Genomic DNA, 21,499 nt, shown 5'->3' on the forward strand with positions numbered 1-21,499 from the left:
TCAGGCGGCTTGCTCGTCCTCGCCGGTCCGGACCGCGCGCAGCGGCCGCACCCGGCCCTCGGCCTCGGGGAACACCCACTTCTTGAACGCCCACCAGCGGAACACCATGGCGATCAGGGTGCCCAGGATGATGCCGAAGCCGAAGTCGGCGATCTCCTGGGTCAGCAGCGTCACGTGCGGCACCTCGAGGTCGAACAGGTACCGCGACACCCACAGCGGCAGCGCGTTGAGCCCGACACCGATGCCGCTGATCAGGAAGAACAGCGCGGCCTCGTGCGGGCGCTCCCGGCCGCCGCGGTCGCGGAAGGACCACTCGCGGTTGAGGATGTACGACACGATCGTCGCGATGATGACGGCCACGATCAGCGCGGTCACCGGGTTGCGGTTGAGCACGGTGAGCTTGAGCGCGTAGTTGACCGCGTTGGTCACGATGAAGCACACGCCGCCGACCACCGCGAACTTGAGCATCTCCCGGTGCTTGATCAGCAACGACCGCACCGGCTGGGGCAGCCGGGCCAGCACCGTGTCCACGAAGGCCATGGCGGCGAAGTCTATCCGCCCTGTTCGCGGGGGGCCCGGCAACCGGGGCGGGTAGTCGTGTCGGTCACTGTTCAGCAGTCCCACTTCCACCACTTCGACCGCGAACGTCCGATTTCCAGGCAGATCTGGATGAGCGGTTTGTCCGCTTCCGGGATGACGACCGGCGGTTCGGGCTTCGGCGTTGGTGCCGTCGTGGCCGGTTGCGTCGTTGGCGCTGTCGTCGTCGTTGGCGCTGTCGTGGTGGTCGGCTTCGTGGGGCTCGTGGTGGTGGTTGGCGTCGTGGTGGTGGTCGTAGTCGTGGTCGGCTGGGGACGGTTCGGCTCAGGCCGGTGCTCGCAGCAGATCGGCCGGTGCGGGATCCGGACCGTCACGCTGTCGGTAGCGGTACCGAGGGCAGCGGTGACGGTCAGGTTCCGCTTCTCCTTGTGGTGACCACGGACTCCAACGATCACCTTCAGCCGTTCACCCGGCCGGAGCGAGATAGTGCTCACGCAGTTCAGGAAGCCCTCTCCTGCCGTGCAGCTGACCTCGCGGTCCGACGACAGGAACTTGGCCTCGCGGTCGAACGTCACCGCGACCGCCTTCGTGCTCTCGCCGGTGTTGGTCGCCCACGCCGCTACGCGAACCTCGCGACCCCACGGCAAGAGCCGCTCCACCAGGCCCTGGTCGTCTAGAGCCGCGGTGAGGTCGACGCCGTCTGGTAGCGGTGTCACCTCGATGCCGATCGTGAACGGCAACTCGATCTGCGTGCCCGCCGTGAGTGTTCCCGCGATCTGCGCGGTGAGCTCCGCGTCGTCCGCGACCAAGCGGTAGACGAGCGTGATCGTCTCGCCTGGCTGGAGCCCGCGTTCGGTGCTGCACACGACGCGACCCGTGCCCGCGGGGCAGTCGATGGTGGTCGCCTGGGCGTTGAGCCGCAGCAGCGGGGGCGCAGTGAGCCTGGCGGGGGATACGGCGCGCACACCTGTCGGAAGCGGTAGGGCTGCCACGACCGGCTCGGAGACAGCGTCACCGGAGTTCGTCACGGTGATGGGGACCTCGGTGGGTGCGCCCGGGGTGAGAGAGACCGGGCCACCCGGGCCTGACGCCGACAGGTTCGGCCGGGGCTGCGGTGGCTCCGGCGTTGGTGTGGTCGTCGTGGGCGCTGGCGTGGTCGTGGTGGTCGGCGCCGTGGTCGTAGTCGTGGGAGCCGTGGTGGTGGGCTCTGGCGCTTCCGTGGTGAGCTCTGTGGTTGGCGGTTCCGGCGTGGTCGGTTCCGGTTCTGGCGGGGTGACTGGAGGCGTCTGCGGCTTGGGGGTCGGGCGGGGAGCGGTCGTCGTCGGGGCGTTTGAGGTAACTGCCGCCGGGACCTGAGTGTTGTTAGGAGCGGCGACTAGCCCTACGACGACGGCAGCGACAAGAGCCGCACCCGACACCGCGACCGTCATGGCCTGCCGCGGGGCGCTCGTGATCGCGCTGAGCACACCGCCACCGCTGGCACCGGCCGCCACACCGGCCCCGACCACCGCGGTCGCCTTCGCCGCGCCGAGGTACCCCGCCACGGCCATCGGACCGAGCACCAGCGGCGCGATGAACAGCCGCAGGCCGCTGTTGACGTCCGCCAGCTCCGCGGCCAGCGCCCGGCACCGGTCGCACTCGTCCAGGTGCGCCTCGACCTGGGCCTTCTCCCGCTTCGACAGGCCGCCGCGCACCCACGCGCCGAGCCGCTCCGCGGTCGCCCGGCAGCGCTGGTCGCCCGCCTCGGCCAGGTGGACCTGCAGGTATGCCTGCTTGAGGCCCTCCCGGGCGCGGTAGGCGAGCGCGGACACCCCGTTCGGGGTCAGCCCGAGCAGCGGCGCCACCTCGGCCGGGGACTGGCCCTCGATCTCGGTGTGCCACAACACCGCCTGCCAGCGCTCCGGCAGCTTCCGGAACGCGCGCGCCGCCAACGACCGCTCAAGACCGGCGATGGCCGTATCCGAGAACGGCACGCTCACCTGGTCCTGGTTGATACCGCTGACCTGGGACACGTCGTCGGAGAACTCGACCTTGCGGTCCCTGCGCGTCTTGTCGTAAGCGGTGTGCCTTAGCGCTGTCAGCAGGTACGCGCGGAACGCGGCATCGGGCCCCCGACCCTGCCGCAGCGTCTCCAGCACCTTCGCGAACGCCTCGGACACCAGGTCGTCCGCCTCGGCCTGCGACCGCGCCAACTGCCTGGCCAGGTTGCGTGCGGCACCCGAGTGGCGCTCGTAGAGCGGACCGTAAGCGGAGGCGTTCCCCGACCGCACCGCATCGATCAGCTCGGCGTCACTCGGGCCGTCGAACTCCGACACTGTGCTCCCCTCGACCGCTGCCACCCCCGGCGTCGCGACCAAGTGTGACTGAAGCTCACCGTAACGTCACGCATCACTCGGGCGGGGGAGATTGTTTTACGCACAATCGATTCACCCGTTCCGCGTCACAACCGCACCCGGGCCGCGTCTTCTCCTTCGGGAACCGGCGAAGGGACTCGAAGCTGTGGCGGTGCGAGAAGCGGGGTCGCGGTGGCGCCGTGACGATGCTCAAGGTACTGACTGCGCGCTGCGGGAGCTGCGGGCGCGGTGGCGCACGGCCAGCACCCGGGCGGGGTGGCGGTTCCCCGGCGACTGGGGCGCCCCCGAGGTCGACGAGGTCTGCGCGGCCGTCCTGGCCGGTGGCGACCTGCTCGCCGCCCTCGGCGACCTGGCCCGCGCCCGTGCGTTCGCCGGTGCCGACCTGGACGAGACGCTGGCCGACCTGGCCGCGCTGCACGCCGTCCTCGAGGGCGACGACCTGGAGTGCCTCGACCTGGACGCCACCCCGGCCGCCCTGCTGCGCTCCACGGCCATCGCCTGGGCCGACGCCGCGCTGAGCCGCCTGCACGCTGGCGACATCACCGACACCCTGTCCGGCCAGGCCAACGCCGACTACCTGCGCGTCCGCCTCGGTGAGATCTACGCCGAGTGCAGGCGCAAGGGCTTCTGCCCCGCCGACCGCTACGTCCTGCTCGTCGCCACCCTCGACCTGACCAAGGTCGACGGCTGGTCCCGCCTGATGGCGATGGTCCTGGTCGGCGACGTCCTCCGCTCCGTCTTCGACGGCGGCGAAACCGTGGCCGTCCTGGGCCCCTCGGTCGCGGTAGTCCTCACCGAACGCGACACAACCCTCGCCGAACGCGCCTCCGACGCCCGGATCCTCATCAAGGACCGCCTCACCCTCGACCCCGACCTCGGCCCGAGCGCCACCCCCGAAGTCCGCATCCAACGCCTCCCCACCGGCGAACCCGCCGCCGTCAACCTCCTCCGCGACATCAGCCGCGCTTGATCTCTGGCGTTTGCGCTGCTCGGGCCTGGTTTCGGGCGTTCTTCGGCCTGTCTGGATTCACCCGGTTCAGGGACAGAAGTTATCCACATGTGGATCTTCGGCGCCCTGTTTCAAGATCGTCTGTCGGGGGGTGCCGATAGACTGGCACTGGGACGCCCCCCGGTGTGGGTGGGGGCTGGGCAGGGTCGGGACTGCGCGCGCGAGGCGGAGTCGGTGGGGGTACCTGCGGCCGGTGGGGGTGGCGTGTCGTGGTGGCGCTTACCGGGGCGCGTGGGGCTACCGGGGTGCGTAGGTGCGCACGCGGGCCGATAGCGCGTTCGGCGAGTGTTGAGCGGCTGGACGGCTCGCTCGACTTGGCGGCGCTCACCATCGGACCAGATGGTCAAGGTTGCGGACTGGGCAGGATCGAAACCGCAGGTCGGAGTGGGTTGGGGGCGGTGAGGTTCCGGCTGGGCGGGTAAATCGGGGGTGGTGGGGCTGGCCACCGCTGGGGGCGTGGTTGGCTGTGGGGTGTGACCGGGTCTCTTGTGCGCGTTCGGCCATTCTGGGTGGCGTTGGTGCTTCCGGTCGTGTGTGTGGTTATGGGCGTCGTGGGGTGGGCGCTTGGGTGGCATCTTGGGGTGGACAACGCGGTTTATCGGTCTGGGGCCGTGGCGCTGTTGCACGGGGAGCCGCTCTATGACCAGATGTTCTTGAGTGATGAGCCGTCGTGGGCGCGGTTGCCGTTTACCTATCCGCCGACCGCGGCCGTGTTCTTCGTGCCGTTGGCGATAGTGCCAACCCAGGTCGCCTGGGGGGTGTTGGCGGCGATCTCCTTGCTGCTCCTCACCTACGTCATCAAGGTATGCATAGAGGCACTGCCAAGTCGTCCACAGTGGATGGACCCCACACGGACCGCGGTCCTGCTGGGTGTTGTCCTGTTCGGACTAGAGCCCGTGTGGCGGACAGTCTTCCTCGGCCAGGTCAACATCGTCCTCATGGCGCTGGTCGTCGTCGACGTCTTAGTGCTCGGCGCGCGCGGGAGCCGCTTCGGTGGCGTGCTGGTCGGCGTCGCAGCAGCAGTGAAGCTGACGCCGCTCGTGTTCGTCGGGCTGCTGCTGCTCAAGAAGCGCTGGGCGGACGCGGCGCGGGCCGTGATCACGTTCGTCGTGCTCCAGGGGCTGGTGTACCTGCTCATCCCGCACGACTTCACCCGGTTCTGGGGGCACGCCGTCCAAGACCCGCAGCGCATCGGCCCCATCTACTGGGCGGGCAACCAGTCGCTGAACGGGCTGGTGCTGAGGCTGACCGACAACGCCGACTGGTCCATGACCGTCGTCGCCCCGATCGCTCTAGTCCTCGCCGTGCCGTGCGTGCTCTGGGTGCGACGCATGAGTCCGCTGCCCGCGCTGCTCGTCACCGCGTTCTTCGGGCTCCTCGTTAGCCCTGTCTCCTGGTCTCACCACTGGGTGTGGGCTGTCCCACTGATCGTCTTCCTCCTCTCGCGCCTGCCGGACCACAACCCCACCCGCGCGCAGTTGGCGCCAACTGTCGCAGTTGTCCTTGTCTTCGCCAGTTGCGTGCTTCTGGCTATGCGCAACGGTAAGGCTGTCGAGTTCGACTGGACAGTGCTCGAGTACGTGGTCGGTAGCGCCTACATGCTCGTGCCGCTGGTGGCTGGCGCCGTTCTCCTGACCAGGCGCAGGTAGAGTCCCCTGCTCGTGGACGCACGTACCGGTTTCCCCGTGGTCGGGATGGTCGGCGGTGGGCAACTGGCGCGGATGACGCACCAGGCCGCCGTCGCGCTCGGCCAGTCGCTGCACGTGCTCGCGGTCGACCCCGCCGAGCCCGCCCCCCTGGTGTCGCCGAACGCCAGCCTCGGCCACCACACCGACCTCGACGCGCTGCGCGAGTTCGCCAAGGGCGTCGACGTGGTCACCTTCGACCACGAGCACGTCCCCACCGAACACCTGCGCGCCCTCGTGGCCGACGGCGTCAAGGTCCACCCGGGACCGGACGCGCTCGTGCACGCCCAGGACAAGCTGGTCATGCGCCGCAAGCTCGCCGGACTCGGCCTGCCGATCCCGGCGTTCGCCGAGGTGAACGCGGTCGACGACGTGGTCGCGTTCGGTGCGGCCGAGGGGTGGCCGTGCGTGCTCAAGGCCGCGCGCGGGGGGTACGACGGTCGCGGCGTGTGGATGGTCGACGACGCCGCCGAGGCGGCCGCGCTGATCCCCGACCTGCTCGCCGCAGGCACGCCGCTGCTGGTCGAGCAGCGGGTCGTGATGCGCCGCGAGCTGGCCGCGCTGGTCGCCAGGTCCCCGTTCGGCCAGGGCGCGTGCTGGCCGGTCGTCGAGACCGTGCAGGTCGACGGCATCTGCGTCGAGGTCCTCGCCCCCGCGCCCGACCTGGACGACGAGCTCGCCCAGCACGCCCAGAGCCTCGCGCTGCGCGTGGCCGACGAGCTCGGCGTGGTCGGCGTGCTGGCCGTCGAGCTGTTCGAGACCGACTCCGGGGTGGTCGTCAACGAGCTGGCCATGCGCCCGCACAACTCCGGCCACTGGAGCATCGACGGCGCGCTGACCTCGCAGTTCGAGCAGCACATCCGGGCCGTGCTCGACTACCCGCTCGGCGCGACCGACCCCGTCGCCCCGGCCGTGGTGATGGCCAACGTGCTCGGCGCGGCGGAAGCCCCGACCATGGGCGTCGACGAGCGGTTGCACCACCTGTTCGCCCGGTTCCGCGACGCGCGCGTACACCTCTATGGCAAAGAGGAGCGCCCCGGCCGCAAGGTCGGCCACGTGACGTTCCTCGGCACCGACCTCGCCGAGACCCGCACCCGCGCCCAACTCGCCGCGCATTGGCTATCCACCGCCGTATGGCTCGACGGCCACGAAATCCATTAGCCCTAACGTGATCCGCTAGTCCTGAGCGTGATCGCTAGCTCTACCGCGCGACCGGCTTGCCCCGCGCGTCCTGCGTTCCCCGCGTTCCCTGAGACAGGAGCACAACCGGTGTCCGACACCCCCGCCGTCGGCTTGATCATGGGCAGCGACTCGGACTGGCCCGTCATGCGGCTGGCAGCCGAGGCACTGACCGAGTTCGGCGTCCCGCACGAGGTCAGCGTCATCTCCGCGCACCGAACCCCGCAGCGCATGCTCGACTACGCCGTCACCGCCGTGGACCGCGGCCTCCAGGTGATCATCGCGGGCGCGGGCGGCGCCGCCCACCTGCCCGGCATGGTCGCCTCCGCCACCGTCCTCCCGGTGATCGGCGTCCCCGTCCCCCTGAAGTACCTCGACGGCATGGACTCCCTCCTCTCCATCGTCCAAATGCCCGCAGGCGTCCCAGTAGCAACGGTGTCAGTCGGCGGCGCCCGCAACGCAGGCTTGCTCGCCGTCCGCATCCTTGCCACAGCAGACCCGATTTTGCGCTCCAAAATGGCCGACTTCCAAGCCTCCCTGCACGACCTGGTCCTGGAAAAGGACGCCGCCCTCCGCGCCTCCCTGACCTGATTTCCCGACCACTTCTCTTGCCGGACTTTCCCTGACCCTGATGGCCTGCCGCACTTGGCTCGCCACCAGGCAATCCGCTGCTGATCTTGCTCCGACTTTCACCCGTTCCAGCGACAGAAGTTATCCACATCTGGATCTTCGGCGGCCTGTTTCAAGATCTTTTGTCGGGGGGTGCCGATAGACTGGCACTGGGACGCCCCCCGGTGTGGGTGGGGGCTGGGCAGGGTCGGGACCGCGTGCGCGCGAAGCGGTTCCCGGGGCCCAGCGGGGCGATGCGTTAGTCGGCGTTGGGACCGCGTGCGCGCGAAGCGGTTGCGGTGGGGGACCGTGACCGGTTGGGGTGGCCAGTTGCGGCCGGGGTATCTGCGGCCGGTTGGGCTGGCTTGGTGTGGTGGCGTTACCGGGCCTTGTGGGTTTACGCGGGTGGGTTGGCGCGCTTGGGGATATCGAGTGGGTGGCGCGCTCGGCCCTGTGGCGCTCGCTGTCGGGCAGGGCAGTTGGGGCATGATCGAAATCGCTTGGGTGCCGTAGGCCGGTATTGCCGGTGGGGCGGTGCTTTCCTGGGCGCTGAGCAGGCTTTCTGTGTTTTGCCGTGCTCGGATGTTCACCCGGTTCAGGGACAGAAGTTATCCACATGTGGATCTTCAGGCGGCCGTTTCAAGATCGTCTGTCGGGGGGTGCCGGTAGGCTGGGACCTGGGACGCCCCCCGGAGAGGGTGGGGGATGGGGCCGGACTGGCGTGCGCGCGCGAAGCGGGTTCGGTTGGGGTAAGCGGGTTTGCGCGGGGTAAGCGTTGGGGTGCGGGTGGGGACCGGCTGGGGTGAAGGTGCTGGTTGGCGGGGGTGTGGGGGCGTGGGTGGTGGGTTTGCGGGGGTGTGGGGCGCGCGTGGAGTGGCTGGGCTGATCGGGTGGGGGTGGTAACCGGGGGCGTGGGCGGGGCGACACCGTGGGTGTTGAGGGGAGAGCCTGATGGCCACGATCGCGCCGGGTGGGGTTCGGGGGGTTGCTGGGCGGGCGTTGGTGCCTGGTGGTCTGATTGTGTTGTTGTTCCTTGCTTGTGGTGTGTTGGCGTTGCTGGCGCCGAATCGGGATGACGGTCGGGGGATAGCCGGGATTTCGATTGAGCACGCAGACGGGGGCCGGGCTCTGATACCGGGCGAGTCATTGGATTGCGTGCGGCAAGATGATCGGACTGCTGTCTGTACGGTCGATGTCCTGGGCAAGCAGTTGCGTGCTGCGATGACCTACGGCGAGTCCCCGAGTCGTAGTGCCTCGTGTGTGGCCGCTTATGCGGGGCAGGCACATCCGTGTTTGCCGAACTTCGGCTCTAACGCGCACCTGTCCGTCGATGCGGCCATGACTGACGGGCTCGGCTTGACCCGCGCCCAGTTCGACCTCGCTGCCGCCAAGGGGATGCCGTGGTGGCGGCTCGGTAGCGGTATGCCGGTTGTCGTGCCTTTCATGGTCTTCGTGCTGCCGTTGGCCGCCGCGCTGGTGGTCGGGTTTTCGCGCCGTGAACCGGCCGCCAAGGCCCGGCTGCTCTTGGCCGCGACGACGGTGGGCTGGATCGCGGTCCTCGCGCTCACCAACGCCCTGAGCAATGGCCTGTTCGGCGGGCTGCTCGTCCCTGCCGCGATGGTCGGCACAGCCGTTGTGATGGCCTGGCAGTGGGCGCTCACGCGTCCGGCGTGGCGCGTCGGTCTCGCTCGCGGCGTGGTCGCGTACGTGGCGGCCACCGTGCCGTGCGTCGTGGCGTTGGCCTTCGCGCTCGTCGGCGGCGGGTACGTCGACTAGCTGGGCTGACCGGGTGAGGCAGGTAACGCGCGCGTGGTCGAGGCGACACGGTGAGTGTCGAGTGGAGGAGCCTGATGTCCGCTATCGCGCCGGTTCGGTTGGGGTGGATCTCGTGGCGGGTAGCGGTACCCGGCGCGTTGATCGTGGCGTTGTACGGGATCGCGATCCTGCTCGCGTTGGCCGCGCCAGGGCGTGGAGATGACGGACAGGTCTATGCCGTCTCGGTGAACGCCGGGCAGGACGACTGGGTCTACATCCCCAGGGCGTCGTTGGAATGCGCTAGGGACGGGCAGGAATCCACGTGCGCGGTGGACGTCGTGGGGCGGCCGCTCTCGGTCGTGATGACCTTCGGGGCCGACGAGAGCAGGGAGATCCGGTGCGCGGAAGCCACGTACGACGGTAAGGCCATCCGCTGCGAGGCGACCTACGCCTACACCGCCGAGGGCGTCGGTGCCGTCGCCGTCCTCCCCGAGGGGCTCGACCTCACGGCGGAGCAGGCCCGGGGCATCGCGGACAGCAGGCCGTGGTGGGCCGATCCCGGGAACGTCACCGACCTGGTGCCCTTCGTCGTCGCCGGTCTCGCGGCGGTGGCCGCGTTGGTCGTCGGGTTCGGCGGGGTCAAGCCGGTCGACAACGGCAGGGTGTGGGTCGTGGCCACCGGCGTGGGGTGGCTGGTCGTCGTGCTCACCGGGTGTTGGATGCTCGGAGATCTCCACCTGGTCTTAGCGCTGCCGGTGCTGTTCTTCATCGGCCCCCCGCTCGTCTACTGGCAATACCTGCTCACCCAGCCCGCGCGCGCACCCGCGATCTTGCGCGCCGCAGGGGCGTTGGCGATGACCGCGCTCGCCTCGTCAGCGGCGCTGTTCGTGTTCCAGCTCAGCGGCGCGTACATCGACTAGCGATGGCCACCACCCGGTTCACCGCCAGGTCCTCCCTCCCCGGTGCCCTGCTGCTCACGCTGTTCGGCGCATGCCTCCTGCTGGCCCTCTTCGCCCCTAGCCGCGAGTACGAGCAGATCCACTACGTCGCCGTGGACCACGGCCAGGACACCTGGACGAACATCCCGCGCGCCGCCCTGGCCTGCGCCGAGCTCAACCGCGTGGAGACCTGCGTGGTCGACGTCGTCGGCAGGCGCCTGGAGGTCGTCCTGCGGCGCGGCCTGACCGACGGCGGCCCCATCTCCTGCACCGCGAGCTACGCCGACAAACCGAAACCGTGCGACGCCACGTTCGCGTACTCGGAGGGCGGCGACGGCGCGGTGGCCGTCCTCTCGTCGGGCATCGGCCTCACCGCCGCGGAGGTCGACCAGCTCACCGACATCCTCCCGGGGCGATCGATCCCCTCGGACGTGGCGTGGGTGGCCATCAGCGCGGTCGTCGGGCTCGCCGTGCTGGCCGCCCTGGTGGCCGGTTTCGGCGGCGCGCACGCAATCGAGGACGGCCAACCAAGGGTCTGGACCGCGGGGCTCGGGTGGTTCGTGCTGCTGTTCTTCGCCATCTCCGTGCTCGGCGGGACGCTGGACGCCCTGGCGTACCCGGTGGTCGTCGTGGTCGGCGTGCTGCTGATGTGCTGGCAGGTGGCGCTGGCCAAGCCGGGGCACCGGCTCGGCGTCGGACGCGCCGTGGTGGCGTTCCTGATGACCGCGCTGACCACGTCCGTCGCGCTGTTCGTGTTCCTGCGCGCGGGCGCCTTCCTGGCCTAGCGGCGCACGACACAAGGACACCGATGTGAACGAGTACTAACATCGGGGTCCGACGCAGGGCTACCGGGAGGTAATGGACGTGGACGCGGGCTACGGGCTCTACCAGCTCGGCGACGAGCACAACGCGCTGCGCGAGGCCGTGCGCGACCTCGCCGAGAAGGAGATCGCGCCGCACGCGGTCGAGGTCGACGAGAACGAGCGGTTCCCGGTCGAGGCGCTCACCGCGCTGAACAAGGCCGGTTTCGCCGCGCCGCACATCGCCGAGGCGTACGACGGGCAGGGCGCGGACTCGGTGGCGACCAACATCGTCATCGAGGAGGTCGCCAGGGTCTGCGGGTCCTCGTCGCTGATCCCGGCGGTCAACAAGCTCGGCACGATGAACCTCATCCTGGGCGGCTCCGAGGCGCTCAAGCAGCAGGTGCTGCCCGCTATCGCCAACGGCGAGATGGCCTCGTACGCGCTGTCCGAGCGGGAAGCGGGCTCCGACACCGCGTCCATGCGGACCAGGGCGCGGCTGGAGGGCGAGACCTGGGTGCTCAACGGCACCAAGTGCTGGATCACCAACGCCGGTGAGTCCAGCTGGTACACGGTGATGGCGGTGTCCAACCCGGATGCCGCGAAGCCTGCCGACGGCATCTCGGCGTTCATGGTGCACAAGGACGACCCCGGCTTCGTGGTCGGCCCCAAGGAGCGCAAGCTCGGCATCAAGGGCTCGCCGACCCGCGAGATCTACTTCGAGAACTGCGAGATCCCCGCCGACCGCATCATCGGCGAACCCGGCCAGGGCCTGCGGCTGGCGCTGCGCACCCTCGACCACACCCGGCACTCCATCGGCGCGCAGGCCCTCGGCATCGCCCAGGGCGCCCTCGACGCCGCGGTCGCCTACGTCAAGGACCGCAAGCAGTTCGGCAAGACCATCGCCGAGTTCCAGGGCGTCCAGTTCATGCTCGCCGACATGGCCATGAAGGTCGAGGCCGCCCGCCACCTGGTCTACGCCGCCGCCGCCAAGGTCGAACGCGGCGAACCCGGCGCCTCCTTCGCCTCCAGCGCCGCCAAGACCTTCGCCTCCGACACCGCCATGGAAGTCACCACCGACGCCGTCCAACTCTTCGGCGGCGCGGGCTACACCCGCGACTTCCCGGTCGAGCGCATGATGCGCGACGCCAAGATCACCCAGATCTATGAGGGCACCAACCAGATCCAGCGGCTGGTGATGGCGCGGTCCCTGCTCAAGGGGTAGTGCGCAGGTCTGTGGAGGCGGTCCGATCCTGGTGGTCGGGCCGCCTTCGGGCTTTCTGGGCCGCGGGCGTTCACGACGAGGTGTGGCGGCTCGAACCCCTGGCGACTTCCCACGGAAGTGTCATACGCGCCCTAGCATTTCGTGACAACGGCGACCTGGGCGATTGCCGCCGGGTGTACGCCGTCGAACGCGGCGACCTGTCCGCGAAAGTCGCACACCCCTGGTTGTAGGACTGCGGCTTGTGAGAAACCTCCGCGCGAGTCGACCTCCACGAAGTCCGAGATGGGGAAGGAAATCGAGTCGGAGGAGAAGATCCTCAACGTGATGGCACTTTCCGGGGAGAATCCCGACCCGGATACCTCGTACGTTCCGCCTTGCTTGACGACCTGGGAGGACAGCGTCAAGGTCGGATAACCTGCCCGCTGGGGCGGATCGGTTGTCACAGGCGGCTTCGGGGGAGGGTCGCCGACCGAGGTGCCACTGCCGCCCGGCGGGGTGTAGGTATAGGGCGGATAGTTGCCACCTGTAGGAGTGGGTGTACCGACACCTTTGTTGGAGTTGAGCGCCACCACCGCGCCGATCAGGGCTGCACCGAGAACTCCCGCCAGCCCGATCCAGGCAACTTTTATCGCGGTCCCATCAGATGAAGAGGCTTCGCTCTTCTTGTCGTGCATTCGCGACATCATACCGTTCGTGTCCGAATCTGAAGCGGCCGTTGAGGTGAATCGATCTCTGCGCAAGGGCCGGTACGCGCGTCCAGAGGCGGTCCGATCCTGGTGGTCGGGCCGCCTTTGCGTCGTTTGGGGGTTTTCGGGGGTGGTCGGTGTGGCAGGTTGATCACTGTGGAGTCTGGTGAGCGGGAGAAGGTGCCGTCCTTCTTCAGGTGGTTGGTGACGACGCGGCATGGGCGTGGGGATCTGTGCATCGTCTTGGGGCTCGGCGCGGTGACGGTAGTGCTGTCGGTAGTGCTGCGGGTGTTCGACGTCGAGGTGTTGGTGGTCGGGTTGGTGATGATGGTGGTGGGCTCGTTGCTGACCTACGCGGGGTGGCGGCATGACTGGGTCAAGGAGAGGTCGGCGGAGAGTGACGGCGAGAAGTAGTCGGATCGGGTCTCGGGTTGAGTACTGAAGATGTCCGCGAGTGGTCCCTGCTCAAGGGGTAGTTCGCACGTCTGTGGAAGCGGTCCCACCCTTGCGGTCGACCGCTTTCCGGTTGTTTGGGGGTTTTCGGGCCGCTGGGGTGGTCGGTCTGGCAGGTTGATCGTTGTGGAGTTTGGTGAGCAGGAGAAGGTGCCGTCGTTCCCCAAGTGGTTGGTGGGAACGCGGCATGGGCGTCGGGATGTGTGTGCGGCTGCGGGGTTTGCGGCGGTGTTGGTGGGGTTGTCGGTGGTGTCGCGGGGGTTTGACGTCGTTGTGGTGGTGGGTGGGGTGGTGATGGTGGTGTTGAGCCCGCTGATGACCTACTTGTGGTGGCGGCGCGACCTGGTCAAGGAGAGGGCGGCGGAGAGTGACGGGGTGGGCGGCGAAAAGTAGTTGGATCGGGGGTGTGGTTGAGGACCGGAGCTGTCCGCAAGTGGTCCTAGTGTTGTCCTCAACGAAGCCGCGAAAGACCACCGGAGGACGCACCGATGAGCAGCCCGCTGGACCTCTCCCTCTCGCCGACCGCCACCGACCTCGATCCCGAGCGGGCGGACCTGCTGCAGACCCTGGCCGTGCACCGGGGGTTCCTGCGCTACACCGCGCAGGGCCTCACCGACGAGCAGGCCGGGCAGCGGACGACGGCCAGCGCGCTCACCGTCGGGGGCCTGATCAAGCACGTCGCCGCGACCGAGGCGGCCTGGTACCGGTTCATGGTCGGGGGCGCCGAGGAGATGGAGAGCGTCGCGCTGGACTGGGAGGACGAGCATCGGATGAACCCGACCGAGTCCATCCAGGCCCACCTCGACAACTACGCCGCGGTCGCCGCCAAGACCGATGAGCTGATCAAGACCGCCGATCTCGGCAAGTCCTACCCGCTGCCCACCGCGCCGTGGTTCGAGGCCGGGGCCGTGCGGTCGGTGCGGCGGGTGCTGCTGCACATCATCGCCGAGACCGCGCAGCACGCCGGGCACGCGGACATCATCCGCGAGAGCCTCGACGGCCAGAAGACGATGGGCTGAACACCCTGCGGACCAGCGGTTGGTACCAGGAGCCGAGCACGCGCGGCAGCAGGTCGATGACGTAAGCGTCAGGGCCGATCAGGACGCGTGCGCGATTGCGGCGGACCCCGTCCAAGATGACGCGGGCAGCGCGGTCTGGGGAAGTTAGTGCTACCCGGTCGAGGGAGCGTCCGAAGGATTCTTTCTCGGCCGGGTCGGACGTCCGCGCGTTGCGGGCGATCGCGGTCTTGATACCGCCGGGGTGCACGCAGGTGACGCCAACGACGCCCGACTGCTCTTGCCGCAACGACTCGGTGAAGCCGCGGACGGCGAACTTGGCCGCGTTGTAGGCGCTCTGCGTGGGCACCCCGATCAGCCCGAACACGCTGGAGACGTTCACCAGGTGCCCGCGCGAGGCCACCAGGTGCGGCAGGAACGCCCGCGACCCGTGCACGACGCCCCAGAAGTCGATGTCCATCACCCACCGCAGGTCGTCATCACTCATCTGGGCGACAGTCCCCTGGAGCGCCACCCCGGCGTTGTTGACCACCAGGTCGACCCGCCCCAGGTCGGCGACCACCTGCTCGGCGTGCGCGTACACCGCGTCCCGGTCGGCCACGTCCACCCGGTACGCCCGCACGGCGTCGGACGCCTCGACCTCGTCGACGTCCGAGGCCGCCACCCGCGCCCCCTCGGCGACCAGCGCCGCCACCAGCGACCGCCCGATCCCCGACGCCGCCCCGGTGACGACGGCGACCTTCCCCGCGAACGACCGCATCAGCCCGGCTCCCCACAACTCATCAGGTCAGGTCCACCCGCATCAGGCCAGGTCCACACACCAGGCCAGGCGCACCCGTCAGGTCCACCCACCAGGTCAGGTCAGGTCAACAGGTCAGGTCAGGTCAGGTCAGGTCAACAGTGGTCCGCTCGGCCCGCCGGTGCGCGTCGACCCGTGCCGGGTTGCTCACCTGCACCACCGACCCACCGGCCAGCAGCGGCGCCACCAGGGCGGCCAGCACCCCGTCCGGCACCGTCCACTCGCGAGTGGACAGCACCCGCGCCCCCGCTTCCAGCCCGGCCGCCCGCGCCAGCACCTCGTCGACCGTCAGCCCGGCGAGCGCGAGCGTGGACCCCGGCACCGGCGCGCCGAAGTAGTCGTCGCCGAAGAGCCGGGCCTCGCCGACGAAGTCGAGCACGCCGCCGGACGACCCGCCCAGGTCGCGGCCCATCGGGTCCAGCGACACGGCGGCGGTCAGGCCGTCGGCGGACTCCCCTGGTGCGACGAAGGTCACTGCCGCCGGGCCGTCGGCTACCACGTGCGCGCCCGCCCACCACGCGCCGAGCAGGACCCCGGCGGTCTGCCAGTGCGCGGGCAGCCGCACCGCGACCGGGGTGCCCGGTTCCACGTCGTGCTCCTCGACCAGCCAGTTCGCGGTTTTCGCCGCCCAGTTCGCGGTGGTCGCGACCGACAGCTCGACCCGCGTGCCCGCGGCGTCGTCGTAGTGGGTGATCAGCGGTTTCGCCGACGAGGCGCGCAGCGGGCGCAGGAGGGTCTCGGTGAGGCTCACCCGGTCGAACCTAGTTGACGCACTTGAGGTTGCCCGCCGCCACCGTGGGACCGTCCACGACCGTGCCCGACCGGGTCGGCTGCGTGGGCTTGGTCGTGCCCGAGGTCGACGCCGTCGGCGGGGCCGTGGTGGTCGTGGTCGGCGTCAGGTTCAGCACCGACTCGCCGGTCAGGTACGCGGTGCCCAGCACGACCCGCACGTGCCCGGTGTCGAGCGTGCCGTCCTCGGTGAAGGTGAACGCCGCGCCGGGCAGGGTGCTGGCGACCGCGTTGGCCTTCGCCAGCTCACCCGAGGCGTACCGGATCACCGAGCCGCGCTGCACCGCCGCGTCGCCGACCTGCCCGCGCAGGAAGCCGTGGCCCGCGAGCCGGTCGAGCACGGTCGTGGCGAGGCCCTTGGTGTTGGACCCGTTGCGCACGTCGACCGTGATCGACCCGGACGGCGTGGTGGTGGTCGGCACCAGAGGGGCCGCGCCGCCCCCGGACGTGCTCGCCGGTGGGCTGCTCGGCCTGCTCGCCACCCCGTCGGCCTGGTCGATGACCTGCTTGACGGTGGCCGCGACCTGCTCCGGGTCGACCTTGATCACGTCGGCGCCGCCGATCCTGGCGTCGCCCTGGGTGGGGATGGTCCGGAACTCGATGTTCCCGCTGCTCAGGCCCTGCATCTGGGCGGCGAAGCGGGACAGGTTCCAGTTCGACGACAGCACGACCGACTTCTGCACCGCGGTCACCAGGTCCCTGGCCCTGGCCGGGTTGGTGAGCAGGTCGGCGGAGAGGACCTTGTTGGCCAGCGCGCCGAGGAAGGTCTGCTGCCGCACGATCCGGTCGAGGTCGCCGTTGGGCAGTTCGTAGCGCTGCCGCACGAACGACAGCGCGGCCGCCCCGGAGATGGTCTGCCGCCCGGCCGGGAAGCGGGCACCGGACTTGGGCTCGTCGACGGCGTTGTTCAGGCACACCTCGACGCCGCCGACGGCCCTGGTGACCTCGTAGAAGCTGGCCAGGTTCACCTCGGCGTACCGGTCGATGGTGACCGCCTTGCCGATCAGCCGCTCGATCGTGGAGATCAGGTTCTTGCGGCCTGCCACGACGGCCTTGGCCTCGAGCTCCTTCTGGTCGCTGACGCCCTGCTCGAGCAGGGTCTTGCGGGTGTCGTTGTAGGCGTAGACGAACGCCGAGTTGAGCTTGTGCTTGCCGAAGCCGCCGCCGACGTCGACCCACGAGTCGCGCGGGAAGGAGAACGCCACCGCCCGCTTCCCGCCCGCCGGGATGTGCACCAGGATCATCGTGTCGGTGTTGCGCTCGCCGTCGGCCTTGCCGCCGTTGAGCATGGCGAGGACCTCCTTCGGCAGCGGGTTGCCGAAGGCGTCGGTGCGGCTGTCGATGCCGACCAGCAGGATGTCGGTCGCGGTGTCGAGCCGGTCGGTGCTCGAGCGGCCGGTCGCCGGGTCGTCGGCCTGCACGTCGATGACGTCGGTGGTGGCGACGTTGTCGTCCAGGCCGCTGAAGGCCCACCAGCCGTAGCCGAAGGCCGCGACCACGGCGACGGACACGACCGTCACCACGGTGCGCACCGCGATGGTGCTCACCCGCAGAAACACCGACGGCCGACGTGACACGGGTAAGTCACCCCCGTGTTCGTCTTCGACCACTCCGCGCGCACGCTCGCCCACGCACGCTCCTCCCCGGTCTGACCTGACGGAACCAGGTTACCCACCTCCGTGTGGAGCGGCAGTCAGCGTCGTCACCGGTAACACGGATCGGTGAGCGTCGACGTTTACTGCGTCAGGGGTGAGACGTGGAAGACTTCTCGCGGCGAGTCCGCGCGGGGTGTGAGGACGGTGGGATTTCATGCGGGTGCTGGTGACAGGCGGGGCGGGCTTCATCGGGTCGCATTACGTGCGGCAGGCGGTGGGCGGGGCGTACCCGTCGCTCGCCGACGCCGAGGTGGTGGTGCTCGACAAGCTGACCTACGCCGGTAACCGGGCCAACCTGGCGCCGGTGGCCGACAGCGAGCGGTTGCGCTTCGTCGAGGGCGACATCTGCGACGCGGACCTGGTCAAGGCCACCATGGCCGGGGTCGACCTGGTGGTGCACTTCGCCGCCGAGTCCCACGTGGACCGCTCGATCCTGGGCGCGGCCGACTTCGTGCTGACCAACGTGGTCGGCACCCAGACACTGCTGCAGGCCGCCGTCGACGCCGGGGTCGGCCGGTTCGTGCACGTCTCGACCGACGAGGTGTACGGCTCGATCGACGAGGGTTCCTGGACCGAGGAGCACCTGCTCGAGCCGAACTCGCCGTACTCGGCGTCCAAGGCGTCCTCCGACCTGATCGCGCGGTCGTACGCCCGCACGCACGGGCTGGCGGTGTGCGTCACCCGGTGCTCGAACAACTACGGGCCGTACCAGTTCCCCGAGAAGGTCATCCCGCTGTTCACCACGAACCTGATGGACGGCCAGAAGGTCCCGCTCTACGGCGACGGCCTCAACGTGCGCGACTGGCTGCACGTCGACGACCACTGCCACGGCATCCAGCTCGTCGCCGACGGCGGCCGCGCTGGCGAGATCTACAACATCGGCGGCGGCACCGAGCTCAACAACCGCGAGCTGACCAGCCTGCTGCTCGCCGCCACCGGCACCGATGAGTCGTTCGTGCAGCCGGTGATCGACCGCTTGGCCCACGACCGCCGCTACTCGGTCGACATCACCAAGATCGCCACCGAGCTCGGCTACCAGCCCCGGGTGTCCTTCGAGGACGGCCTGGCCGCCACCGTCGCGTGGTACCGGGACAACAGGGCGTGGTGGGAACCGCTGAAGAACCGCGCCGCGCTACCCGGGAGCTGACCACCACCGTGTCCCTCGTCCTCCTCGTACCCGGCGGCACCGGCCAACTCGGCCGCGAACTCGCCGCCCTCAGCACCGACGGCGTGGAAGTCATCGCCCCGGGGTCGACCGAGCTCGACATCACCAGCGCGGGCTCGGTCATCGAGGCGGTCTCCACCCTCGCGGGCAAACGCGCGGTGGTGCTCAACGCCGCCGCGTACACGGCGGTCGACAAGGCCGAGACCGACCAGTCCCGCGCCTTCGCGGTCAACGCCGACGGCCCCCGGGTCCTGGCAGCGGTCTGCTCATCGCGCGGCGTCCCCCTGGTCCACGTCTCCACGGACTACGTCTTCCCCGGCGACGCTTCTCAACCGTACGAAGTGGACTCCCCGCCGGGACCCCGGTCGATCTACGGGCTGACCAAGCTCGCCGGTGAGGACGCGGTACTGGGCTCCGGCGCGGACGCGTGGGTCGTGCGGACCTCGTGGGTGTACGGGGCCTGGGGCAAGAACTTCGTCAAGACCATGGCCCGCTTGGAGTCCTCCCGGGACACACTGTCCGTTGTGGACGACCAGGTCGGAAGTCCCACGTGGACTTTCGACCTGGCTCGCGGCCTGGTGGAACTGGCCACCCGGATCTCCGAGGGAACCGGCCCCACCTCACGGGTGCTCCACGCCACAGCCGCCAACTCGGTAACCTGGGCCGGCTTCGCCCGCGCCATCTTCGAAGAACTCGGCGCCGACCCCACCCGGGTGAAGTCCTGCGGCACCGAGGACTACCCCCTCCCAGCCCGCCGCCCCGCCTACTCAGTCCTCTCCAGCACTGCGTGGACTGACGCCGGCCTAACCCCCTTGCGCGGCTGGCGCGAGGCACTCGGCGAAGCCTTCTCCCGCCAGGGCAACGAATTCCGAGCCCAGTAGCACTTGAACAGGGGCCAACAACTCTGGCCCCAGCATGCCCCCCAAACAACGTTGGTCCGCACCCTGCCCTCACAGACGTTGGCCCACAACCGCCCCTCAAACATCGTTGGCCAGCCACGCGCTCCTCGGAGTCCCCGGTCCCAACTGGTCGAGACTGTGCGACGTTGGCCCCACCGTGCCCCTCTACGACGTTGGCCCCAACGCGCCCCTCACAGGCGTTGGCCCCTACACGCCCCCTCTACAACGTTGGCCAGCCAACCGCTCCTCGGATCCGCTGGTGCCAGGCAGGCTCGATGGGGTGGACTTGTTTTGTGTGGGGGGACAGCAGCCGTAGCGTCGTTCACGCGGCAGGGCCTGCTTTTCGGCCCCTGCTTTGTGGTTCTGCCACGGTTGTTGTAGGGGCCCCGCGCAAAACAAGTTCGCCGCATCGAGCTTGGCTCGAAACTCGCGCCCAGGCCAATGCCGAAGGCGAGGCGTTCACCGTCGACGCCGAAGGCGAGCAAGAGAGCCGGAACACCCTCAGCTCAAGATCAAACCAGCCACAGCAGCCCCCGATATACAGCTTACCGGCGAACACCGACAAACCGCGCCGAGCAAGCAGCCACCCTGTGGACAACCCCCACCCACAAGATCAAACCGCGCCAAGCACCCCCCGATATACAGCCTACTGGGACACACCGACAAACCGCGCCGAGCGAGCCATCACCCTGTGGACAACTCCCCGCAATCTCGGCAAACCCGCAGCTCACCACCCCAGCCACAGCCTCACCGCCCAGCAGCAGCCCGATAAGCCGACACCGTCAACTCCGCACACCGCCGCCAAGTATGCGTAGCCGCATGCGCCCGCCGCTCACTGATAGTCCCCGCGGTCAACGGCTTCTCCAACGCCTCCACCAACGCCGCCGCAATCGCGTCAATCTCCCCAAACGGCACCAGATGAGCGTGCCCCCCCGAAACCTCCCGAAGCGCCGGTACGTCCGTGCACACCACCGGCACATCACAAGCCATGGCCTCGATCACCGGAAGCCCAAACCCCTCGTCCCGTGAAGGCAACGCAAGCGCCGAAGCCCCAGCCATCACGCTGCGCAGATCTGCCTCCGACACATAGCCCGTAGTGCGCACCCGCCCACCCGAAGCCGTGTGCCCGGGCCCCACCAACACCAACGGCGGCAACGACGGCGTGTTCGCATGGGCCTTGATCAGCCAATCGAGGGCCTTGCGCGGGCCAGCAGAACCCACGTACAGCAGGTATTCACTAGGCAGATTGAGTCGCCGGGCGAGGTCCGGGTTGGGTGGCCGGGCGGTGAACCAGGCGGGGTCGACGCCGAGGGGGGTGACGCGGACCTTGTCCTCCGGGACTCCCAGGCGGGACACCACTAGTTCGGCGACGGCCTTGGACGGGGTGCAGATGACGCCTGCTCGGTGGGCGGAGACGCGGACCAGCTCCGGCAGGGTGGTGTCGAAACGCGAGAGTTCTTCCGGGTAGTCCAGGAAGCTGAGGTTGTGGACGGTCAGCACGCCGCCTGCGCGGAAGGTCGCGGGGAGCACGAAGTTGGTGCCGTGCACGACATCGGTGAGGCCCGCGAACAGCTCGACCGGCGGGTACGGGGCCCGCAGCCACGCCGCCCGCAGCAGGCCCGCGGGGGACGGGATGCCCCGCGCCCGGACCCCGTGCGGCAGGACGCGGCGCAGGGCCCGCCAGCCGCGCAGGGTGAAGGCGACCGCGCGCATGTCCACATGGGACGACGAGGCGAGCTCCTCGGCCAGTGCCGCGGTGTAGCGGCCGATGCCGGTGCGGTTGCCGAGCAGTGGCGTGCCGTCGATCAACACCCGGATCGGCTTAGGCATGCGGACGTCCCCCTGTCTCGCGCGCGGTCACGGCGCCCTGTCCACGCGCGGGGTCTGCCCGGGTGCGCTGGGCCAACCGTGCCTCCTCGCCGTGCTGCCGCCCTCCGGCGGGGTGT

Annotated in this window: 20 protein-coding genes; 13 read left to right on the plus strand and 7 right to left on the minus strand. The window is 69.4% G+C overall.

What is annotated here, in order from left to right:
• Positions 1 to 540: a GtrA family protein gene (locus CLV68_RS07630; protein ID WP_092778066.1), complete on the minus strand. Its 540-nt coding sequence runs from the start codon at positions 538 to 540 to the stop codon at positions 1 to 3.
• Between the two features lie 71 nt (positions 541 to 611).
• Positions 612 to 2,852: a sigma-70 family RNA polymerase sigma factor gene (locus tag CLV68_RS07635; RefSeq protein WP_246009707.1), complete on the minus strand. Its 2,241-nt coding sequence runs from the start codon at positions 2,850 to 2,852 to the stop codon at positions 612 to 614.
• Between the two features lie 184 nt (positions 2,853 to 3,036).
• Here CLV68_RS07635 and CLV68_RS07640 point away from each other — a divergent pair, with 184 nt between their 5' ends.
• The 8 genes from CLV68_RS07640 (at position 3,037) to CLV68_RS07675 (ending at position 12,091) form a co-directional block, all read left to right on the plus strand.
• The gene (locus CLV68_RS07640) at positions 3,037 to 3,861 is read left to right on the plus strand and encodes a GGDEF domain-containing protein (protein WP_121389760.1); all 825 of its coding nucleotides are present in this window, start codon (positions 3,037 to 3,039) and stop codon (positions 3,859 to 3,861) included.
• Between the two features lie 686 nt (positions 3,862 to 4,547).
• Positions 4,548 to 5,549, plus strand: coding sequence for a glycosyltransferase 87 family protein (locus tag CLV68_RS07645; RefSeq protein ID WP_246009708.1), 1,002 nt, complete (start codon positions 4,548 to 4,550; stop codon positions 5,547 to 5,549).
• Positions 5,550 to 5,561: 12 nt separating this feature from the next.
• Positions 5,562 to 6,746 carry a 5-(carboxyamino)imidazole ribonucleotide synthase gene (locus CLV68_RS07650; protein ID WP_121389762.1) on the plus strand — a complete coding sequence of 395 codons (1,185 nt, stop codon included), beginning with the start codon at positions 5,562 to 5,564 and terminating at the stop codon, positions 6,744 to 6,746.
• Positions 6,747 to 6,884: 138 nt separating this feature from the next.
• Complete coding sequence (purE, locus tag CLV68_RS07655) at positions 6,885 to 7,355, plus strand: 5-(carboxyamino)imidazole ribonucleotide mutase (RefSeq protein ID WP_121391035.1); 471 nt, start codon at positions 6,885 to 6,887, stop codon at positions 7,353 to 7,355.
• Between the two features lie 1,356 nt (positions 7,356 to 8,711).
• A complete protein-coding gene (locus CLV68_RS07660) occupies positions 8,712 to 9,149 on the plus strand; it encodes a hypothetical protein (protein WP_121389763.1) in 438 nt (145 codons plus the stop codon).
• A gap of 74 nt (positions 9,150 to 9,223) precedes the next feature.
• The gene (locus CLV68_RS07665) at positions 9,224 to 10,048 is read left to right on the plus strand and encodes a hypothetical protein (protein WP_121389764.1); all 825 of its coding nucleotides are present in this window, start codon (positions 9,224 to 9,226) and stop codon (positions 10,046 to 10,048) included.
• Between the two features lie 2 nt (positions 10,049 to 10,050).
• The gene (locus tag CLV68_RS07670) at positions 10,051 to 10,851 is read left to right on the plus strand and encodes a hypothetical protein (protein WP_121389765.1); all 801 of its coding nucleotides are present in this window, start codon (positions 10,051 to 10,053) and stop codon (positions 10,849 to 10,851) included.
• A gap of 73 nt (positions 10,852 to 10,924) precedes the next feature.
• Positions 10,925 to 12,091, plus strand: coding sequence for an acyl-CoA dehydrogenase family protein (locus CLV68_RS07675; RefSeq protein ID WP_121389766.1), 1,167 nt, complete (start codon positions 10,925 to 10,927; stop codon positions 12,089 to 12,091).
• 131 nt (positions 12,092 to 12,222) lie between these two features.
• On the opposite strand, the gene CLV68_RS33310 is transcribed toward CLV68_RS07675, so the two are convergent.
• Positions 12,223 to 12,765: a hypothetical protein gene (locus CLV68_RS33310; RefSeq protein ID WP_147459903.1), complete on the minus strand. Its 543-nt coding sequence runs from the start codon at positions 12,763 to 12,765 to the stop codon at positions 12,223 to 12,225.
• Positions 12,766 to 12,981: 216 nt separating this feature from the next.
• Between CLV68_RS33310 and CLV68_RS07680 the strand changes: the two genes are divergently transcribed.
• The 3 genes from CLV68_RS07680 to CLV68_RS07690 all read left to right on the plus strand — a co-directional run bounded on the left by CLV68_RS07680 (position 12,982) and on the right by CLV68_RS07690 (position 14,249).
• Positions 12,982 to 13,191 carry a hypothetical protein gene (locus CLV68_RS07680; protein ID WP_147459904.1) on the plus strand — a complete coding sequence of 70 codons (210 nt, stop codon included), beginning with the start codon at positions 12,982 to 12,984 and terminating at the stop codon, positions 13,189 to 13,191.
• 156 nt (positions 13,192 to 13,347) lie between these two features.
• Positions 13,348 to 13,623: a hypothetical protein gene (locus CLV68_RS07685; RefSeq protein WP_147459905.1), complete on the plus strand. Its 276-nt coding sequence runs from the start codon at positions 13,348 to 13,350 to the stop codon at positions 13,621 to 13,623.
• A 95-nt stretch (positions 13,624 to 13,718) separates the two neighbouring features.
• Positions 13,719 to 14,249: a DinB family protein gene (locus CLV68_RS07690; RefSeq protein ID WP_121389769.1), complete on the plus strand. Its 531-nt coding sequence runs from the start codon at positions 13,719 to 13,721 to the stop codon at positions 14,247 to 14,249.
• Here CLV68_RS07690 and CLV68_RS07695 read toward each other — a convergent pair.
• The 3 genes from CLV68_RS07695 to CLV68_RS07705 form a co-directional block, all read right to left on the minus strand.
• Positions 14,209 to 15,006 carry an SDR family NAD(P)-dependent oxidoreductase gene (locus CLV68_RS07695; protein ID WP_121389770.1) on the minus strand — a complete coding sequence of 266 codons (798 nt, stop codon included), beginning with the start codon at positions 15,004 to 15,006 and terminating at the stop codon, positions 14,209 to 14,211. The two genes, CLV68_RS07690 and CLV68_RS07695, sit on opposite strands and share 41 nt — an antisense overlap.
• 124 nt (positions 15,007 to 15,130) lie before the next feature.
• Positions 15,131 to 15,796, minus strand: coding sequence for a TIGR03089 family protein (locus tag CLV68_RS07700; RefSeq protein ID WP_121389771.1), 666 nt, complete (start codon positions 15,794 to 15,796; stop codon positions 15,131 to 15,133).
• Between the two features lie 10 nt (positions 15,797 to 15,806).
• Positions 15,807 to 17,381 carry an LCP family protein gene (locus tag CLV68_RS07705; RefSeq protein WP_246009709.1) on the minus strand — a complete coding sequence of 525 codons (1,575 nt, stop codon included), beginning with the start codon at positions 17,379 to 17,381 and terminating at the stop codon, positions 15,807 to 15,809.
• 262 nt (positions 17,382 to 17,643) lie between these two features.
• Between CLV68_RS07705 and rfbB the strand changes: the two genes are divergently transcribed.
• Together rfbB and rfbD are read left to right on the plus strand one after the other, a co-directional pair.
• The gene (rfbB, locus tag CLV68_RS07710; RefSeq protein ID WP_121389772.1) at positions 17,644 to 18,636 is read left to right on the plus strand and encodes a dTDP-glucose 4,6-dehydratase; all 993 of its coding nucleotides are present in this window, start codon (positions 17,644 to 17,646) and stop codon (positions 18,634 to 18,636) included.
• 8 nt (positions 18,637 to 18,644) lie between these two features.
• A complete protein-coding gene (gene rfbD, locus CLV68_RS07715; RefSeq protein WP_121391037.1) occupies positions 18,645 to 19,535 on the plus strand; it encodes a dTDP-4-dehydrorhamnose reductase in 891 nt (296 codons plus the stop codon).
• A 765-nt stretch (positions 19,536 to 20,300) separates the two neighbouring features.
• Here the strand turns inward: rfbD and CLV68_RS07720 are convergent.
• Entirely contained in the window at positions 20,301 to 21,383 is a 1,083-nt protein-coding gene (locus CLV68_RS07720; protein WP_211346441.1) for a glycosyltransferase family 4 protein, read from the minus strand.
• Between the last annotated feature and the right edge of the window lie 116 nt (positions 21,384 to 21,499).

Origin of the sequence: Actinokineospora cianjurensis (genome assembly GCF_003663795.1) — a bacterium.
GTDB classification, from domain to species: Bacteria; Actinomycetota; Actinomycetes; order Mycobacteriales; family Pseudonocardiaceae; genus Actinokineospora; species Actinokineospora terrae.

What these genes read in the sequence shown, in the direction of transcription:
- CLV68_RS07720 (WP_211346441.1), bottom strand. Translation starts at nt 21,383, where the DNA reads ATGCCTAAGCCGATCCGGGTGTTGATCGACGGCACGCCACTGCTCGGC.
- CLV68_RS07675 (WP_121389766.1), top strand. Translation starts at nt 10,925, where the DNA reads ATGGACGTGGACGCGGGCTACGGGCTCTACCAGCTCGGCGACGAGCAC.
- CLV68_RS07695 (WP_121389770.1), bottom strand. Translation starts at nt 15,006, where the DNA reads ATGCGGTCGTTCGCGGGGAAGGTCGCCGTCGTCACCGGGGCGGCGTCG.
- CLV68_RS07645 (WP_246009708.1), top strand. Translation starts at nt 4,548, where the DNA reads ATGTTCTTGAGTGATGAGCCGTCGTGGGCGCGGTTGCCGTTTACCTAT.
- purE (WP_121391035.1), top strand. Translation starts at nt 6,885, where the DNA reads ATGGGCAGCGACTCGGACTGGCCCGTCATGCGGCTGGCAGCCGAGGCA.
- rfbB (WP_121389772.1), top strand. Translation starts at nt 17,644, where the DNA reads ATGCGGGTGCTGGTGACAGGCGGGGCGGGCTTCATCGGGTCGCATTAC.
- CLV68_RS07670 (WP_121389765.1), top strand. Translation starts at nt 10,051, where the DNA reads ATGGCCACCACCCGGTTCACCGCCAGGTCCTCCCTCCCCGGTGCCCTG.
- CLV68_RS07660 (WP_121389763.1), top strand. Translation starts at nt 8,712, where the DNA reads ATGACTGACGGGCTCGGCTTGACCCGCGCCCAGTTCGACCTCGCTGCC.
- CLV68_RS07665 (WP_121389764.1), top strand. Translation starts at nt 9,224, where the DNA reads ATGTCCGCTATCGCGCCGGTTCGGTTGGGGTGGATCTCGTGGCGGGTA.
- CLV68_RS07630 (WP_092778066.1), bottom strand. Translation starts at nt 540, where the DNA reads ATGGCCTTCGTGGACACGGTGCTGGCCCGGCTGCCCCAGCCGGTGCGG.
- CLV68_RS07690 (WP_121389769.1), top strand. Translation starts at nt 13,719, where the DNA reads ATGAGCAGCCCGCTGGACCTCTCCCTCTCGCCGACCGCCACCGACCTC.
- CLV68_RS33310 (WP_147459903.1), bottom strand. Translation starts at nt 12,765, where the DNA reads ATGCACGACAAGAAGAGCGAAGCCTCTTCATCTGATGGGACCGCGATA.